This is a genomic window from Corynebacterium sp. TAE3-ERU30, from assembly GCF_019209925.1.
Lineage (GTDB): Bacteria > Actinomycetota > Actinomycetes > Mycobacteriales > Mycobacteriaceae > Corynebacterium > Corynebacterium megadyptis.
Genome location: NZ_JAHUTO010000002.1, coordinates 630096 through 646948, shown reverse-complemented (window position 1 = coordinate 646948; position 16853 = coordinate 630096). Strand labels below are relative to the sequence as shown.

At 63.3% G+C, this 16853-nt stretch carries 15 protein-coding genes; 12 read left to right on the top strand and 3 right to left on the bottom strand.

The window, feature by feature from the left end; all coding sequences use genetic code 11:
- Nucleotides 1–133: 133 nt before the first annotated feature.
- Nucleotides 134–1450 carry an MFS transporter gene (locus KR227_RS05865; RefSeq protein WP_218364282.1) on the bottom strand — a complete coding sequence of 439 codons (1317 nt, stop codon included), beginning with the start codon at nucleotides 1448–1450 and terminating at the stop codon, nucleotides 134–136.
- A 382-nt stretch (nucleotides 1451–1832) separates the two neighbouring features.
- On the opposite strand from KR227_RS05865, the gene KR227_RS05860 reads away from it, so the two are divergent.
- The 3 genes from KR227_RS05860 (at nucleotide 1833) to KR227_RS05850 (ending at nucleotide 5843) form a co-directional block, all read left to right on the top strand.
- A complete protein-coding gene (locus KR227_RS05860) occupies nucleotides 1833–3581 on the top strand; it encodes a pyruvate dehydrogenase (RefSeq protein ID WP_218364280.1) in 1749 nt (582 codons plus the stop codon).
- A 150-nt stretch (nucleotides 3582–3731) separates the two neighbouring features.
- Nucleotides 3732–4442, top strand: coding sequence for a response regulator transcription factor (locus KR227_RS05855; RefSeq protein ID WP_218364278.1), 711 nt, complete (start codon nucleotides 3732–3734; stop codon nucleotides 4440–4442).
- Nucleotides 4443–4448: 6 nt separating this feature from the next.
- Nucleotides 4449–5843 carry a cell wall metabolism sensor histidine kinase WalK gene (locus tag KR227_RS05850; protein WP_218364276.1) on the top strand — a complete coding sequence of 465 codons (1395 nt, stop codon included), beginning with the start codon at nucleotides 4449–4451 and terminating at the stop codon, nucleotides 5841–5843.
- Here the strand turns inward: KR227_RS05850 and KR227_RS05845 are convergent.
- Nucleotides 5840–6118: a 2Fe-2S iron-sulfur cluster binding domain-containing protein gene (locus KR227_RS05845; RefSeq protein ID WP_218364275.1), complete on the bottom strand. Its 279-nt coding sequence runs from the start codon at nucleotides 6116–6118 to the stop codon at nucleotides 5840–5842. The two genes, KR227_RS05850 and KR227_RS05845, sit on opposite strands and share 4 nt — an antisense overlap.
- 12 nt (nucleotides 6119–6130) lie before the next feature.
- Nucleotides 6131–6553 (bottom strand): HIT family protein, encoded by a 423-nt coding sequence (locus tag KR227_RS05840; protein ID WP_218364273.1) that lies wholly within the window; start codon nucleotides 6551–6553, stop codon nucleotides 6131–6133.
- 89 nt (nucleotides 6554–6642) lie between these two features.
- Between KR227_RS05840 and purD the strand changes: the two genes are divergently transcribed.
- From purD to KR227_RS05795, 9 genes are all read left to right on the top strand, one after another.
- Nucleotides 6643–7932, top strand: coding sequence for a phosphoribosylamine--glycine ligase (purD, locus tag KR227_RS05835; protein ID WP_218364271.1), 1290 nt, complete (start codon nucleotides 6643–6645; stop codon nucleotides 7930–7932).
- 112 nt (nucleotides 7933–8044) lie between these two features.
- Entirely contained in the window at nucleotides 8045–8698 is a 654-nt protein-coding gene (locus tag KR227_RS05830) for a sugar O-acetyltransferase (RefSeq protein WP_218364269.1), read from the top strand.
- Between the two features lie 209 nt (nucleotides 8699–8907).
- Nucleotides 8908–10176, top strand: a complete 1269-nt coding sequence (locus tag KR227_RS05825) for a TrkH family potassium uptake protein (RefSeq protein ID WP_218364267.1) — start codon at nucleotides 8908–8910, stop codon at nucleotides 10174–10176.
- Nucleotides 10169–10804, top strand: coding sequence for a TrkA family potassium uptake protein (locus KR227_RS05820; protein WP_151529796.1), 636 nt, complete (start codon nucleotides 10169–10171; stop codon nucleotides 10802–10804). The genes KR227_RS05825 and KR227_RS05820 overlap by 8 nt, the downstream gene beginning before the upstream one ends.
- Nucleotides 10805–10888: 84 nt before the next feature.
- Nucleotides 10889–12316: an adenylosuccinate lyase gene (purB, locus tag KR227_RS05815; RefSeq protein WP_218364265.1), complete on the top strand. Its 1428-nt coding sequence runs from the start codon at nucleotides 10889–10891 to the stop codon at nucleotides 12314–12316.
- 81 nt (nucleotides 12317–12397) lie between these two features.
- Nucleotides 12398–13291 (top strand): phosphoribosylaminoimidazolesuccinocarboxamide synthase, encoded by an 894-nt coding sequence (locus tag KR227_RS05810; RefSeq protein WP_218364263.1) that lies wholly within the window; start codon nucleotides 12398–12400, stop codon nucleotides 13289–13291.
- Nucleotides 13292–13617: 326 nt separating this feature from the next.
- Entirely contained in the window at nucleotides 13618–14823 is a 1206-nt protein-coding gene (locus KR227_RS05805; RefSeq protein WP_218364262.1) for an ABC transporter substrate-binding protein, read from the top strand.
- Between the two features lie 68 nt (nucleotides 14824–14891).
- Nucleotides 14892–16040, top strand: coding sequence for an iron ABC transporter permease (locus tag KR227_RS05800; RefSeq protein ID WP_255549108.1), 1149 nt, complete (start codon nucleotides 14892–14894; stop codon nucleotides 16038–16040).
- Nucleotides 16037–16825, top strand: a complete 789-nt coding sequence (locus KR227_RS05795) for an ABC transporter ATP-binding protein (protein WP_370625184.1) — start codon at nucleotides 16037–16039, stop codon at nucleotides 16823–16825. Before KR227_RS05800 ends, KR227_RS05795 begins: the two co-directional genes overlap by 4 nt.
- Nucleotides 16826–16853: the final 28 nt, after the last annotated feature.

The following is a 16853-nucleotide window of genomic DNA, read 5'->3' as shown; positions in this document are numbered from 1 at the left end:
GCATAGCTCAGCCTCCGGCCTGTACTCAGGCCGGAGGCACATGCAATCACCGGAGCCCGCTATCCCGAGGTGTCTATTCCCCTCGGGACCGCGTGAGGTTCCGGTTTTTTCTGCGCTGGGGCTTAGAGCGCCGCTAGGCGGGCTGGCTGCTGCGATCCAACTCGGGTTGGCGCACCGGCAGCAGGAGCAGCGCCCCAGCAGCGAGTACGACCACGATGCCCAATACGCCCGCGCGGTCGCTGCCGGACAGAGCCACGAACAGCGCGAAGAGGGCGGGGGCGAGCCAGCTAATGGCGCGCCCGGTGGTGGCGTAGAGGCCATACATTTGCCCGTTACGGCCAGCGGGGCTCAACCGCTGCAAAAAGGACCGTGAGGCGCTTTGGGCGGGGCCGACAAAGAAGCACAGGATCAGCCCGAGAATCCAGAAGGCGCGGGGTCCCTCGGCGAAGAAGAGGGCGATCCCATCGAGCACCATCAGCCCCAGCGATGCGAGAATCACCGGCTTCGGGCCGAAGCGATCGTCCAGCCAGCCGGCGCCTAAGGCCCCGAGTGCGGAGATCACATTGGCGGCGATACCGAAGAGGATGACGTCGTCCGCGCCCAAGCCGTAGACCGTGACCGCGAGCACCGCTCCGAAGGAGAAGACGGCGGCGAGCCCATCGCGAAAGACCGCGGAGGCGATGAGGAAAAATACCGCCCGCCGGTCGTTGCGCCACAGCTGGGCGATCACCCGGCCGAGGTCCTTATAGGAATCCACCACCCCGCGCGGTGTGTGCGCCTCGGGCTGCGGCTCGATCTCGGGGACGCGCAGCAAGGTGGGCAGCGCGAAGGCCCCAAACCAGGCGGCCGCGAGCAGTGCCACCATGCGCACGTTGAAGCCGCCCTCGGTGGATAGCCCCAGCAGCCCGCCATCGCCGGAGATAAACCCGAAGAAGCAGATGAGCAGCAGCACGATGCCGCCGAAATAGCCCATGGACCAGCCGAAGGCCGATACTCGTCCCACATTCGCCTTGGTGGAGACCTGCCCCAGCTGCGCAAAGTAATTGACCTCCGCGAACTGGAACGTAATGCTTGCCAGGCCCATGATGGTGATGCCCACCCAGAAATAGATGGGGTGATCATTGCGGATAAAAGCCAAGCTGGCCATGAGCGCCACTGTCACGGCCGACCACACCAGCAGAGCGCGTCGACGCGTGCCGCGCACATCGTTCCGGCGCCCCACAATGGGGGCCAGCAGGGCAATGGCCACTCCGGCGAGCGCGATCGCCCAGCCCAAATAGGATGATGCCGGAGTGGAGCCGCTGAGCGTCTGGCCCACCGAGTCGGTGAGATACACCCCGAAGATGAAGGTGACGAGTACAGCGTTGAAGGCGGCGGAGCCCCAGTCCCACAGCCCCCAACAGAAGACGGTGGTGGAATCGGTGCGCGATGTGGTGCGGCGAGTGCCCATGATGCGTGTGTCCTCTACGAAAAATTAGGTGCCGGGGGCTTTCACTCATTCCGCGAAAACAGATAGCTTTCCAGTACTAAGTGAGTGCCAAGGCTCAGAATAACAAGCGCCCTGTGCTGCGCAGTCCCTAGCCAGTGCGCAGACCACCGCGCCGCCGCAGCCCGCCTGCTGCTTGGATGTGTGATCAGCGGCACGGAGGGGAATAAAAAACCAGCACACAGCCGAGAATCTGGGCCGGTGGGCCCGCTGGGCGCGGGCGGGGCCCTAGCGCGGGGCGCGGGAAAGGGGCACAGTAGAGCGGGGTGGAGGCCCTACTGCAGCTGCGCTGCACGCTCAGCGGCCCCCAATAATCCCCGCACAGAAACCTCTAAGGAGAATAGTCATGGCTTCATACGCACAGGTATTGGTGAAATACTTGGAAGATCTCGGTGTCAAGCGCATGTATGGCATCGTCGGCGATAGCTTGAACCCCATCGTGGACGCCGTATCCTCGTCCAGCATTGAATGGGTGCACGTACGCAATGAGGAGGCCGCAGCGTTTGCTGCCGGGGCCGAATCCCTCGTTACTGGTGAACTCGCCGTGTGCGCCGCCTCCTGCGGCCCGGGTAATACCCACTTCATTCAGGGACTCATGGATGCCCACCGCAATGGGGCGAAGGTGCTGGCTTTGGCCTCGCACATCCCAGCGGCCCAGATCGGGTCCAACTTCTTCCAAGAGACCAAGCCGGCCGAGATTTTCCGCCAGGCCTCCGGTTACTGCGAGACCGTCTTCAGCGGCGATCAGGGTGCCCGCATTACGCATCACGCCGTGCAGTCCACCTTGGCCGGCAAGGGTGTGTCTGTGCTGATTATTCCCGGCGATATCTCCACCGAAGAGGTAGAGGACACGCGCTGGCTGGACTCCGCGGTCACCTCCAAGCGCCCCGTGGTGTACCCGAACCCCACGGACGCTGCTCGCCTCGTGGAGGCCATTAATGAGGCCGATACGGTGACGCTGTTCTGCGGTGCCGGCTGCGCCGACGCCCGCGAGGAGGTATTTGCCCTCGCGGAAAAGGTGAAGGCCCCGATCGGCCACGCCCTTGGCGGAAAAATGTTTATCCAGCACGGCAATAACTATGACGTGGGCATGTCCGGCCTGCTGGGCTACGGCGCCTGCCACGATGCCTGCGATAAGGCCGATCTGCTCATCCTCCTGGGCACCGACTTCCCTTACGATGACTTCCTGCCGAAGAAGAACGTGGCCCAGGTGGATATCAAGGGCGAAAACATTGGCCGCCGCACCACGGTGCACTACCCGGTGGTGGGCGATGTGAAGGCCACCATCGAAAATATCCTGGAGCATGTGGAGGAAAAGAAGGATCGCAGCTTCCTCGACAAGATGCTCAAGGAGCACTACACCAAGCTCAATGACATCGTGGATGCCTACACCACGGGCGTGGAAAAACTGAAGCCCATTCACCCCGAGTACGTGGCCGATGTCCTCGACGAGCTGGCCGATGACGATGCCGTGTTCACCGTGGACACCGGTATGTGCAATGTGTGGGCCGCCCGCTACATCAACAACCCCACGGGTGAGCGCACGCTGCTCGGCTCTTTCCGTCACGGCACCATGGCCAACGCCTTGCCGCAGGCCCTCGGCGCCCAGGCCGCCAACCGCGAGCGCCAGGTGATCTCCATGTCCGGCGATGGCGGCCTCGGCATGCTCATGGGCGAGCTGCTGACCGTGAAGCTGCACAACCTGCCGATCAAGACGGTGGTGTTTAATAACTCCTCCCTCGGCATGGTCAAGCTGGAGATGCTCGTGCAGGGCCTGCCGGAAAGCGATACCGACCATGAGGGCGTGAACTATGCCGCGATCGCCGAGGCCATCGGCATCAAGCACGTGCGCATCGAAGATCCGCAGGATGTGCAGCCCAAGCTGGCCGAGGCCCTGGCCTATGACGGCCCCGTGCTCATCGATGTGGTCACCGATCCGAATGCGCTGTCCATCCCGCCGAACATCACCATGGAGATGCTCTTGGGCTTCTCCAAGGCCGCTACCCGCACCGTCTTCGGCGGCGGCGTGGGCCGCATGGTGAACTTGGCTCGCGCCAACCTGCGCAATATCGGCCCCAGCGTCAAGCACCTCTAAACACCTCTAGGCACCTCGCCGCCCCGGCCCCGCGCCCCTGCCTTCTCGCGCTGCAAGGCAGGGGCCGGTGGGCCTCGAGCGCAGCCCCCAGCCACCCCAGCGGCATCCTCCACTTCAACCAGGGTGAAAGGCTAGGGCAGAATAGAAGCCATGAGTGTGACAGTGATGGTTGTAGACGATGAACCGAACATCGTCGAATTGCTCGACGTATCGCTGAAGTTCCAGGGCTTCACCGTGGTCACCGCCTACTCCGGGCCGGCAGCGCTGGAGAAGCTCAAAACCGAGCAGGTGGATGCCTTCATCCTTGATGTGATGATGCCGCATATGGACGGCTTCGAGCTGCTATCGACTATCCGCGCCCACGGCAATGACGCCCCGGTGCTCTTTCTCACCGCGAAGGATGAGGTGCCGGATAAGATCCGCGGGCTGACCCTCGGCGCCGATGATTATGTGACCAAGCCCTTCTCTTTGGAGGAGGTGGTCACGCGGCTGCGGGTAATCCTGCGCCGCGCCCAGAGCAGCCAGCCCGCCGAGCCTGGCGGGCGCGCCGGGCAGCGGCCGGTGCTGCGCTACGCCGATCTCGAGCTGGACGATAACACCCACGAGGTGCGCAAAGCCGGCGAGGTCGTGGAGCTTTCTCCCACCGAGTACAACGTGCTGCACTATCTCATGGACAATGCCGAGATCGTGCTGTCGAAGGCTCAGATCCTCGACGCCGTGTGGAACTACGATTTCGGCGGCGATGGCAATGTGGTGGAATCCTATATCTCCTATCTGCGCCGCAAACTCGATACCACCGAGCCGCACCTGATCCATACTGTCCGCGGCGTCGGCTATATTCTGCGCGTTCCGAAGGATTAATAGCCCATGGCTTCCGCCTATTCCGCCGAGGAGAATCAGCCCCGCAGGTGGCGTCGTCCCCAGCGCCTGCCCTTGCGGGTGTCTGTGGTGCTCATTGTGGTCGCCATCATGGGGGTGGGCATGATCGCCAGCGCCACCGCGGTGAATTCGATCATGCGGAATTTTGCCTATAACGAGGTCGATGGCCAGCTGGTGGGTGCCGCGAGCGGCTGGGCCCGCAATAGCGAGCTCTATTCGTCCCAATCCACCCAGCCCCGGCCGCCCTCGAGCTTCTATGTGGAGCAGATCTTTAGCGATGGCACCTCGGTGCGCTATAACGATTCGAATTCCTCCCCCGATTTGTCCATGGTGCGCATCGGGGAAGGCCCCTTTACCGTGGGCGCCTCGCCCGGTTCGGCGGATGAGTCGAAGTGGCGGGTGGTGGCGATCAGCGATAATCGCAGCATCACCGTGGTGGCGCGCTCGGTGGCGGACGAGGAGCGGCTGCTGCGGAATCTGCGCACCGCGCAATGGGGTATTGGCCTGATGGTGCTGCTGGCGGCGGCCGGTATCGCCGCGGTGGTGGTGCATCGTTCTTTGCAGCCGCTGCGCAATGTGGCCGATACCGCCGAAGCCATCACCGGCGGCGACCTTGATCGGCGCGTGCAGTACACCTCGCACTCCACGGAGGTGGGCAAGGTGGGTGCCGCGATGAACACCATGCTGGAGCAGCTGCAGTCCTCGCTCACCGCCGCCCAGGACAAGGAAGAGCAGATGCGTCGCTTCGTTGGCGATGCCTCGCATGAGCTGCGCACCCCGCTGACCAGCGTCCGCGGCTATGCGGAGCTCTATCAATCGGGGGCGATGAATGACCCGGATCGGGTCGTGGCGAAGGTGCGGGAAGAGGCCGACCGCATGAGCGAGCTGGTGGAGGGGCTGCTGGCCCTCGCCCGGGCGGAGGGCATGACCCTAAACCTGCAGGACACGGACGTGGTGGAGCTGTGTCAGCGGGTGGTTGGCGACTATCGTGACGCGGATATCACCGTGGAAGCCCCAAGCCCCGCGCGGGCGACGGTGGATGCCGATAAGATCCGGCAGGTACTGGTGAATCTGCTCAATAATGCACGTGCTCACGGCGCCGAACCCATCACGGTGCGGGTGCAGTCCACCCCCGAGCAGGTGGAGATCAGTGTGGCCGATTGTGGCCCAGGGATGAATGAGCACGACGCCCAGCATGTATTCGAGCGTTTTTATCGCGCCGATACCTCTCGTTCCCGCGCCTCGGGCGGCAGCGGGCTCGGTTTGGCGATCGTCTCTTCGCTTGTCGACGCCCACCAGGGGCAGATCAGCCTCGACACCGCCGAGGGGCGCGGCGCCGTCTTTAGCGTGCGCCTGCCCCGCACCCCTGATCCCGACGCCTAGAAGAGATAGCTGACCTCGTAGGGGCCTTCGGCGTCGCGTTTGGTTTGGCAGGCGAGACGCTGATCATCGGCCACGTCATAGTCATCGAGCACGGCATTATTCTCCATGTGCGATTCCCCGCCTTCGAGCGTGCATTGGCAGGCCCCGCATTGACCCATCGTGCAGGAGTGGGGTGCTGGGATGCCGGCGTCGAGCATGGCGCTCAACAACGTGGTGTCGGCGGGCCAGTCGAAACTGTAGTCCTCGCCGTCGAGCTCGACGGTGGTATGTGCCATGGCCGCGTCCCCTTAGCGGTTGGGGTAGCCGTTGTCGTCGGTGTCGAGCACCGCGCGTAGCTTGGCGGCGGCCTCGTCGAGTTTGGCCTCCTCGGGCTCGGCGATGGCATTGCTGAAGTTGAAATCGCTCATCGCGTTGGCGGGGAAGACGTGAATGTGGGTGTGCGGCACATCGAAACCGGCGATCACGGTGCCGGCGCGCTCGCAGCCGAAGGCTTCGATCTGGGCGCGGCCCACCTGCTGGGCGAGCTCAGTGAGAGAACGCAGCTCGGGCTGGGGCAAGTCAGTCCACTTATCCACCTCGGTCACCGGGACCACGAGGGTGTGGCCATAGGTGAGGGGCCGAATATCAAGAAAAGCGACCACGCGGTCATCGCGGTAGACGAAACGGGCGGGAAGTTCTCCGGAAATGATTTTCGTGAAAATGCTGCTCATATATTCAAGGCTAGACGAGTTAGCCACGCGAATGTGGCGCCACACGAGACGGGGGGTTGCGTGTGTGTGCGGTCGCTACACTAAGAACCATGCGCATCTTGGTTATCGGGTCGGGCGCCCGCGAACACGCCCTGCTGCTGGCACTGAGTAAAGACGACTCCGTCACGGATCTGCACATCGCCCCTGGTGGCGATGGCATGACGGATCTGGCGGTGTGTCATCCCGAATGGGAGGGCGCCGCCATCGACGTGGAGGATGGCGCGCAGATCACCGCACTCGCCACCGGGTTGCAGGCCGACCTTGTGGTGGTGGGTCCGGAGATCCCGCTGGTGGCCGGGGTGGGTAATACCCTGCGCGAGGCCGGTATCGCCGTATTCGGCCCCTCGAAGGAGGCCGCGATGATCGAGGGCTCCAAGGCCTTCGCCAAGGATGTGATGAACGCCGCGGGGGTGGCCACGGCGACGGCTACCCGCATCGAGTCGAGCGAGGACATCGAGGCCGTGCTGGACGAGTACGGCCCGCAGTACGTGGTCAAGGACGATGGCCTGGCCGGCGGCAAGGGAGTGGTGGTCACCAGTGACCGCGCCGAGGCGGCGGCTCATGCCCGCTCGGTGCTGGACTCCGGCAATCCGGTGCTGGTGGAATCCTTCCTCGACGGCCCCGAAGTCTCACTCTTCTGCTTTGTCGATGGCGAGACCGTGGTGCCGCTGCTGCCGGCGCAGGACCACAAGCGCGCCTTCGATAATGATGAGGGCCCCAATACCGGCGGCATGGGCGCCTACGCCCCCTTGCCCTGGCTGCCGGAGGATGCCGTCCAGCGCATCGTCGATGAGGTGTGCGAGCCCGTAGCCCGCGAGATGGTGGCCCGCGGCTGCCCCTATTCGGGCCTGCTCTATGCCGGCCTGGCGTGGGGGAGTGCGGGACCTGCCGTGGTGGAGTTCAATTGCCGCTTCGGCGATCCCGAAACCCAGGCCGTGCTGGCGCTGCTCAAAACCCCGCTCGCCGGGGTGCTGGCCGCGACCGCGCAGGGGCGTCTGGCGGAGCTGCCGCCGCTTGAGTGGCACGAGGGAGCGGCCCTGACTGTGGTTCTCGCCGCCGCAGGCTACCCGGCCTCACCGCAGAAGGGCGATGTGATCCATGGCCTCGGCGCCGCGGATTATGAGGGGGATTCCTATGTACTGCACGCCGGCACGAAGCGTACGGAGGCAGGCGAGTTCGTGGCCAATGGCGGGCGCGTACTCAACGCAGTGGCGCGGGGCACTGATGTGGAAGACGCCCGGGCTAAGGCCTATGAACTGATCGAGTCCCTCGAGCTCGAGGGCGGTTTTTATCGCAGCGATATCGCTCTAAAGGCGCAGCGCGGCGAGATCAGCATCTAGCGCTGCAGGACTGGCAGGGCGCCCAGCGCCCTGCCACCCAAACGGGGGCCGTCTACCCCTTGTGATCCAACAAGCCCTTCATCTTAAGTGTGGAGTAGTGCACAATGGATCCATGAGCGAAAACAGTTTTGATCCCGAGACCTACTCCACGCTGGAGCAGATGCGCAGCGGCGAATGGTACCTGCCGAAGTCCAAGGAGCCCGCAGAGGCCCGTCGTACCGCGGCCCGCACCCTGCGTGACTTCAACAACACCACCGATGAGATCCGTCAGCAGGATCTGCTGCTCGATCTGCTCGGCCACTTCGATACCGAGGACACCGAGGTGGAATCGCCGATCTATATCCAATACGGCGTGCACACCTCCATCGGCAAGGGCAGCCGCATCCAGGCCAATGTGACGATCCTCGATTCCGCCGAGGTCAAGATCGGGGAGCGCGTGAATATCTCCCCCGGTTGCCAGCTCTACACCGCCATGCCGCCGGTGCACGATGCGGAGATGCGCTCCTATGGCTGGAAAATTGCCAAGCCCATTACGGTCGAAGACGATGTGTGGATTGGTCCTGGCGTCACCGTGCTGCCAGGTGTGACCATTGGCCGTAAGTCCGTGATCGCTGCTGGTTCCGTGGTGGACCGCGATGTGCCGGCCCACTCCATCGCCTCCGGCAACCCCGTGCAGGTGACGAAGGGAGTCAACCCCGGCGCCAATGCTGAACGGGATGAGCTCCCCGCAGGCATCCCCTTCGATTTGGGGGAGGGCGACGCCTAGCGGCGCAGCCTCCCCGCAGTGCAGCGCAGAAAAGTTCACCGCCCCGCACTGTGTCGCACCCGCCCGTCGCCGAGAGCAGTACTCGGTGGCGGGCGGGTGCGCGTCGTGGTCATGGGGTGTGCGCAGCGAAAAGTGTGCGAAACGGGTGTAAGAATGAACACGCCTGTGTAACTACCTATGAACCTAAGAGAGGCATATACTAGCGCTCCATGAAACGACCTGCGTTCCTCGTGGCGGGAGGATTCCTCATCCTCATCGCCATCGGTACCGCGCTACTGAGTCTGCCCGTGGCCCATGCGCCAGGGCAGAGCTATGACTTCATTACCTCTCTGTTCACCGCCACCTCGGCTGTATGTCTAACCGGTTTGATTGTGGTGGATACCGCCAGCTACTTCTCCCACACCGGACAGGCCATCATCATGGTGCTGATCCAGCTGGGTGGTTTAGGCATTATGACCTTGACCGTGCTGGTGAGCTGGCTGGCCCTAGGCAAAGTGGGTCTCACATCCAGCATCACCACCACCGCCGAAGGGCGGGTCTCGCATCTGGGTGATGTGAAAAAAGCGGTGCTCACGATCGTCGGAATCTCTTTCACCATGGAGCTTCTCACCGCGATCCTGCTCGCCGCACGTTTTGCCAAGGGCTATGACTTCGCTCCCGGCCAGGCCGTGTGGCAGGGCGGATTCCACGCCGTCTCCGCGTTCAATAACGCCGGCTTTGCGCTGCACAGCGACTCACTCATCCCTTATGCCAATGATGCCCTGATCCTGCTGCCCGTGGCGGCGGCGATCATCGTCGGCGGTGTGGGGTTCTATATTGTGGCCGCCCCCTCCCGGGCGATGAAATCGCTGTCTGGCTGGTTCACCGTCTGGGGCACCATCATCCTGCTCCTCGTGGGCACCCTCGGTGCGCGCATGTTCGAAGACACCTCGTGGCTGCTGTCCTTCTTCCACTCGGCAACCACCCGTACCGCCGGTTTTAATGCCATCGACATGGAAACCATCCACCCGGGCTATATCGTTCTCACCGAGGTGCTCATGGCCATCGGCGGCGGCTCCGGCGGCACTGCCGGTGGTGTTCGCATCACCACGGTGGCCGTTCTGCTCGTGGTGGTGCTGGCCGAGGTACGGGGCCGGGAAGAGGTGGATATTCGCCGCAAGCGCATCCCCAATGCCACCGTGCGCCAGGCGCTGGCGGTGATCATGATGTCGCTGACCCTCATCGTTGGCGCTACCCTTGGGGTGACCATGCTGGCGCCGGAGCTGGGCATGGAGAAGGTGACATTCGAAGTCATTAGCGCATTCTCGACGACGGGACTCTCCCTCGGCATCACGGATGCACTGCCGCCGGCGGCCCAGCTGATCCTTATCGTGTTGATGTTCGCGGGCAGGATCGGCCCCATTACCGTGGTGGCCGCGCTCGCCTCCCAAAAACGCAGCCATCTGTCCTATCCCAAAGAAAGGCCCTTCATTGGCTAAGCAAAGAGTTGTCATTCTCGGTCTGGGGCGCTTCGGCCTCGCTCTCGGCGAGGAGCTGGTTGCCTCCGGAGTGGACGTGGTGGGCGTGGACATTTCCGAACGCGCCCTCAAAGAGGCGGAAAAACTCACCCACAGCGTGATCGCCGACGCCACCGATATCGAGGCCCTCAAACAGCTCGGGGTGCTCGATGCGGAACACGTGATCGTAGGCATCGGCGAGGACATGTCGGCCTCGCTGCTGACAGTAAATAACCTCAAGGAGCTCGGAGTCACGGGGGTGTGGGCCAAAGCGGACTCCAAGGCGCATGCCACAATCCTGCGCTCGATGGGCGTGAATAACCTCATTCGCCCTGGGTTTTCCACCGGCAAGCGTTTGGCGCATGTGATCTCCGGCCACGCCGAGGACTATATCGAGTTCGACGTGGACTACGCCATGGTCAAGCTCGCCGCGCCGCGCTGGCTGCACGGGCACCAGGTCGCCGAAGCCGAACCGGATATTGTGGCCCTCAAGCGCTCCGGGCGTAGCTTCCGGCCCACCGTGCCAGACGATGTTATCGGCCCCGATGACATTCTCATCGCCGCCGGCCCGGTGAAAACCCTGGAGCGTTTCTGCGAGCGGCGCCGCTAATTCCTGCCCACTCGTGGGGCAGCAGGAGAGCGTCGATAAGCGAATGCCCGCGCCCCGAGAGCGCGGCGTGCGATAATAGCCACTATGTCGACACCACGCATCTCTAATGTCCTTGCTTCCCGCTATGCCTCGCCCGCACTGGCGCAGATTTGGAGCCCCGAATACAAGATCATCACGGAACGCCGCCTGTGGATCGCCGTGATGCGCGCCCAAGCCGAGCTGGGAGTGGACATCCCCGCCGAGGCCATCACCGCCTATGAAGAGGTAGTGGAGCAGATCGACCTCGATTCGATCGCCGCCCGCGAGCGGATCACCCGCCACGATGTGAAGGCCCGCATCGAGGAGTTCAACGCCCTCGCCGGCTATGAGCACATCCACAAGGGCATGACCAGCCGCGATCTCACCGAGAATGTCGAGCAGCTGCAGCTGCACTCCTCGCTTGAGCTCATTCGCAATAAATCCGTGGCCGTGCTCAGCCGCGTGGCCCGGCTGGCCGCAGAGAACAAGGCGCTGGTGATGGCTGGTCGTTCCCACAATGTGGCCGCCCAGGCCACCACCTTGGGCAAGCGCTTCGCCTCCGCCGCAGACGAGATGCTCGTGGCGGTGCAGCGCATCGAACACCAGCTGGAGGAGTATCCACTGCGCGGCATCAAGGGCCCGATGGGCACCGCCCAGGACATGCTGGATCTCATGGGCGGCGATCCCATGAAGCTGGCCGCTCTCGAGCGCAGCATCGCCGATCACCTCGGCTTCAGCCGCACCTTCGATTCCGTCGGCCAGGTCTATCCGCGCTCCCTCGATTTCGAGGTGCTCTCCGCGCTGGTGCAGCTGGGTGCCGGCCCCTCCTCGCTGGCCACCACGATCCGTCTCATGGCGGGCAATGAGGTAGTCACCGAAGGCTTCAAGGAAGGCCAGGTGGGTTCCTCGGCGATGCCGCACAAGATGAACGCTCGCTCCTGTGAGCGCGTCTGCGGCCTGCAGGTGGTGCTGCGCGGCTATCTCACCATGGTGGCCGATCTCGCCGGCCAGCAGTGGAACGAAGGCGATGTGTTCTGCTCGGTGGTTCGCCGCGTCGCCCTGCCCGATGCGTTCTTCGCCATCGACGGCATGTTTGAAACCTTCCTCACCGTCCTCGACGAGTTCGGGGTGTTCCCCGCCATGATCGAGCGCGAGCTGGATCGCTACCTGCCCTTCCTCGCCACCACCCGCATTCTCATGGCCGCCGTGCGCGCCGGGGTGGGCCGCGAACAGGCCCACGAGGTGATTAAGGAAAATGCCGTGGCGGTGGCGCTGAATATGCGCGAAAATGGTGCCGAGCAGGATCTGATCGAGCGCTTGGCCGCCGATGAGCGCCTGCCTTTGAGCGAAGAGGAACTCAACGCCGCCCTGGCTGATCGTCACGCCTTCATCGGCGAGGCCGAATCGCAGGTGGAGCGGGTGCTCAACCACGTCCAAGAGCTGGCCAATCAGTACCCGGAGGCAGTGAACTACACCCCAGGAGAAATCATCTAAAACCCCGCCTTGCCTGCGGGGCAGAACAAACCTGAGCATAAGGTGTGCACCCGTGGGGTGAGAGGTCTACACTGCTTAATCATGCGTCCAGAACTTTCATCGTATGACCACGTCTCCGCAGGCAAGGTCCGTGAGATCTACGAGGTCGATGAGGAGACCCTGCTCATGGTGGTCTCCGATCGCATCTCCGCTTTCGACTACATCTTGGACACCGAAATCCCGGACAAGGGGCGCGTGCTCACCGCCATGAGTATGCACTTCTTCGACATTCTCGATGTGCCCAATCACCTCGCCGGCCCCATCGACGATGAGCGAATCCCGGAGGAGGTGCTCGGCCGCGCCGTTCTGTGCAAGAAGCTGAAGATGCTGCCTTTCGAGTGCGTGGCCCGCGGCTATCTCACCGGCTCGGGTTTTGCCGAGTATCAGGAGCACGGCACCGTCTGCGGTATTGAGCTGCCCGAGGGCCTGCGTGAGGCCTCCAAGCTGCCGGAGCCGATCTTCACCCCGGCTACGAAGGCGGAGTTGGGCGATCACGATGAGAACGTCTCCTTCGAGCGAGTAGTGGAGAAGCTCGGCGAGAAGCGCGCCGATCAGCTGCGCAAGGCCACTCTTTCCATCTACCGCACCGCTGCGGCACTCGCCGAGGAGCGTGGGCTGATTCTGGCGGACACCAAGCTGGAATTCGGCGTGGACGAAGACGGCACCCTCGTGCTTGCTGATGAGGTGCTCACCCCCGATTCCTCCCGCTATTGGCCGAAGGACGGGTACAAGGAGGGCGCGGTTCAGCCCAGCTTCGATAAGCAGTATGTGCGCAACTGGCTCACCGGCCCGAAGTCGGGGTGGAAGAAGTCGGATCACACCCCGCCGCCGGCCCTGCCCGGCTCCGTGGTGGAGGCCACCCGGGAGCGCTATATCGACGCCTATGAGCGGGTATCGGGCAAGAAGTTCTCCGAGTGGATTGGCACCTGCGTATAGCAGCGTTCCCATCCCCGTCACGGCCATGGCGCTCTGTGTAGCCTAGCCTAAGTATTTTTCACCACAAGCCGAGAGTGTTCTGCACTCTCGGCTTGTGTGTTCTTGCAGTTCATTAGCCGGTGTGATGGAAGAGTCACCGAGCACGCCTAGCCAATTTAGCTAAGCCTATGTTAGCATTCACAGGTTCTATCAAATGGAACGCAGCGTTGCTGATTTTATCTTTGCTGAGCGTGGCCTTTAGCTGGTGGCGCAGGGCAGGACGGGCCCGCGTAGTGCGCGAGTGCGACAAGCGTTGCGTTCACACAAGTACCTGCAGGAGGAACTCTATGAGACGTGTGCGTAGTGTGGCACTCGGTCTAATCGCAACCGCTAGCCTCGCGCTGAGCGCCTGCGCCGGAGGAAACGGCGCCGACGCGGAGGCGGAGAAGGACAGCACCACCCCCGAGGACTCGGCGGTGACTGTCACCGACGTGAAGGGTCGGACCGTCACCTTCGACGAGCAGCCGGAGCGGGTGATCCTCGGCGAGGGCCGTGCCCTCTTCGCCACCTCGATTTTGAATAATGAGGACCCAATCGACCACGTGGTGGCGATCGGTAGCGACCTGACCAAGGGCGCTCCCTCCTTCAAGAAGCGCCTCGAGGAGTCCGTGCCCGAGGTCAACGAGCTGCCCGAGATCGGCAATATGGCCAAGGGCGATGTCACCGTGGAGAATCTGCTCTCCTTCGAGCCGGACGCGCTGGTGATGACCGCCGACCACTATGACGCGGTCTCCACCACCGGCATGCTGGACAAGCTCGATCAGGCCGGCATTAAATACATTGTCACCGACTTCCGCCAGCACCCGCTGGAGAACACCACCAAGTCCGTGGCCGCCTTGGGTGAGCTCTTCGATCGCGAGGATGCGGCCGAGAAGTTCAACAAGGACTGGCAGGACACCATCGATCGCCTCGAGGAGAAGACCAAGGACATCCCCGATGAGGACCGTCCCACCACTCTGCTGTGGCGCGCCGCTGGTCTGAAGGACTGCTGCGCCACCGTGTCCAAGTCCAACCTGGGCGAGTTCATCAACGTCGCCGGCGGCAAGAACCTCGGCGATGAGATCCTCGACACCGAGTCCGGCGATATCACCGCAGAAAAGGTGATCGCCGAGGCACCGGAGGCGATCATCGCCACCGGCGGTTCCTGGGGCGCCGACGTCACCGGATCCAAGGATGATGCCACCAAGCAGGCTATTCCGCACGTGGAGCTCGGCTATTTCGCCACCGAGGAAAAGGCTCAGGAGACCCTCGCTGGTCTGCTCGCCACCAATGGCTTCGACCAGCTGGAGGCCCCGAAGGAGGGACACCTCTACGGCGTGTGGCACCAGTTCTATGATTCGCCGATGAACTTCCTCGCCCTCGAGCAGTTCGCTGCATGGCTGCACCCAGACCTCTTCAAGGATGAGGACGTAGAGGCCCACTGGAAGCAGGCCCACGAGGACTACCTGCCCTTCGAGGCATCGGGCGTGTTCTTCGTCAAGCACAACAAGTAGGCATCTACCCACTTTTCGCGGCGCAGTCGGCTCACGGCTGCGCCGCCGTGTACTCAGGGACATTATTCATGACCTCACGCGTGCAAGATTCCAGCACGACATCACCCACGAACACCGCCGCCGACGCAGAGAATAAGGATGCGTCCGCCCGCCCCACCACCTTTGCCAGCACGGAGGTAACGGCCCAGCTGGTGCGGCAGCACCGCGCCACCACCGTCAAGCGCTGGCTGATTATCGCCCTTCTCGTGGCCGTGGCCATTATCGGCTTTATCGCCGCCACCGTGGTCGGGCCCACCAACTTGGGCGCACGCGGAGTGGTGCTCGGCCTCATCAACCCCGGCTCGCTGAATAGCCAAGACCATACGGTGCTCTATAGCCTGCGCCTGCCGATGTCGGTGATGGCGTTGCTGGTGGGCATCGTGCTCTCGGTGGCTGGTGCGCAAATGCAAACCATTCTGGGCAATCCGCTGGCCGAGCCCTTTACCCTTGGTATCTCCGCCGCCGCGGCCTTCGGCGGTGCCGCCACCATCGTGCTGGGCTGGGTGATCATCGATCAACCCCAGTTCAACCTCGCCATGGTGGCGTGGGTATCGGCGATGATCGCCACCTTCGTGATCGTCGGCGCCTCTATCTGGCGTGGCGCCAGCGCCGAAACCATGATCCTGCTCGGCATCGGCCTCGTCTTCCTCTTCCAAGCCCTGCTGGCGCTGATCCAATACCGCGCCTCGACCGAGGCCCTGCAGCAGATCGTCTTCTGGTCCATGGGCTCAATGACTCGCGCCACCTGGGCCGGCAACCTGGTGCTCGCCATTGTGGTGGTCATCAGCATCCCCATCTTCGTCCTGCTGTCCTGGCGACTCACCGCATTAAAGCTTGGCGACGCCCGCGCCCAGGCAATGGGCGTGAACGTTCAACGCCTCCGCGTGGGTGTGCTGGTGCTGTGCTCCCTCATGGCCGCCACCGCTGTGGCCTTCTCCGGAATCATCGGCTTCGTCGGCCTGGTGGGCCCGCATATCGCCCGCATGCTCGTGGGCGAGGACCAGCGCTACTTCATCCCCGCCTCCGCCGCCGCAGGTGCGGTGATGCTCTCGGTATCGCACGCGGTGAGCATGCTCATCATCCCAGGTGTGGCCGTGCCCATCGGCATCATCACCGCCCTGGTGGGCGTGCCCTTCTTTATCACCCTTATCGTGACCAAGAGGAGGAACCTGTGGTGACCACCCTGAATCTCAACCACGTATCGGTGCGCTATGGCCGCAGCGTGATCGTCCCCGGTTTCGATTGCGAGCCGCTGCACGCTGGAGAGCTCACCGCTCTGCTCGGCCCCAATGCCGCCGGCAAGTCCACACTGCTCAAAGCGATTTCCGGGGTGAATAAACACCGCGGGACCGTGGTGCTCGATACGGGCGCGGAACGCTTCCAAGGTGCCAGCCTGCGCCGGCACGTGGGCTATGTACCCCAGGATTTGCCCAGCACCGCGGCGCTTCACGCCTTCGAGACGGTGCTCATCGCGGCGCGCCGGGCGAGCACCACCACCGGCAAGCCGGAGGAAGCGGCCGCCGCCACCATGGAGCGGTTGGGTATCGCGGATCTGGCGCACAGCTATCTCGGCGAGCTCTCCGGCGGCCAGCGGCAGCTGGTGGCCGTGGCCCAAGCCTTGGTGACTTGCCCAGATGTATTGGTGCTCGATGAGCCCACGAGCGCCCTTGATCTGCACCGACAGCTCTTTTTGCTGGATCTCGTGCGGGAGTGGGTGCGCGAGCACAACGCCATCGGCCTGCTGGCGATTCACGATATTAACCTTGCTGCCCGCTACTCAGACCGCCTAGTCGTGATGCAACAAGGCGCGCTGCACGCCGATGGCGCCCCCGATGAGGTGCTCACCCCAGAACTCATCCAGAACGTCTACGGGGTGCATGCCGAGGTATTCGAGCGTGGCGGGATGCGGATGGTGCAGCCGCTACACGCGCTCGAGCACGGTCACCGTGCACCGCATCTATAACCCATCTATAGTCGGAGACACCACGACC

Excerpts from the sequence above, each read along its gene's own strand:
- purB (WP_218364265.1), top strand. The coding sequence starts at position 10,889 with ATGTCGACACCACGCATCTCTAATGTCCTTGCTTCCCGCTATGCCTCG.
- KR227_RS05805 (WP_218364262.1), top strand. The coding sequence starts at position 13,618 with ATGAGACGTGTGCGTAGTGTGGCACTCGGTCTAATCGCAACCGCTAGC.
- KR227_RS05830 (WP_218364269.1), top strand. The coding sequence starts at position 8,045 with ATGAGCGAAAACAGTTTTGATCCCGAGACCTACTCCACGCTGGAGCAG.
- KR227_RS05825 (WP_218364267.1), top strand. The coding sequence starts at position 8,908 with ATGAAACGACCTGCGTTCCTCGTGGCGGGAGGATTCCTCATCCTCATC.
- KR227_RS05850 (WP_218364276.1), top strand. The coding sequence starts at position 4,449 with ATGGCTTCCGCCTATTCCGCCGAGGAGAATCAGCCCCGCAGGTGGCGT.
- KR227_RS05860 (WP_218364280.1), top strand. The coding sequence starts at position 1,833 with ATGGCTTCATACGCACAGGTATTGGTGAAATACTTGGAAGATCTCGGT.
- KR227_RS05840 (WP_218364273.1), bottom strand. The coding sequence starts at position 6,553 with ATGAGCAGCATTTTCACGAAAATCATTTCCGGAGAACTTCCCGCCCGT.
- KR227_RS05855 (WP_218364278.1), top strand. The coding sequence starts at position 3,732 with ATGAGTGTGACAGTGATGGTTGTAGACGATGAACCGAACATCGTCGAA.
- KR227_RS05800 (WP_255549108.1), top strand. The coding sequence starts at position 14,892 with ATGACCTCACGCGTGCAAGATTCCAGCACGACATCACCCACGAACACC.
- KR227_RS05865 (WP_218364282.1), bottom strand. The coding sequence starts at position 1,450 with ATGGGCACTCGCCGCACCACATCGCGCACCGATTCCACCACCGTCTTC.
- purD (WP_218364271.1), top strand. The coding sequence starts at position 6,643 with ATGCGCATCTTGGTTATCGGGTCGGGCGCCCGCGAACACGCCCTGCTG.
- KR227_RS05845 (WP_218364275.1), bottom strand. The coding sequence starts at position 6,118 with ATGGCACATACCACCGTCGAGCTCGACGGCGAGGACTACAGTTTCGAC.
- KR227_RS05810 (WP_218364263.1), top strand. The coding sequence starts at position 12,398 with ATGCGTCCAGAACTTTCATCGTATGACCACGTCTCCGCAGGCAAGGTC.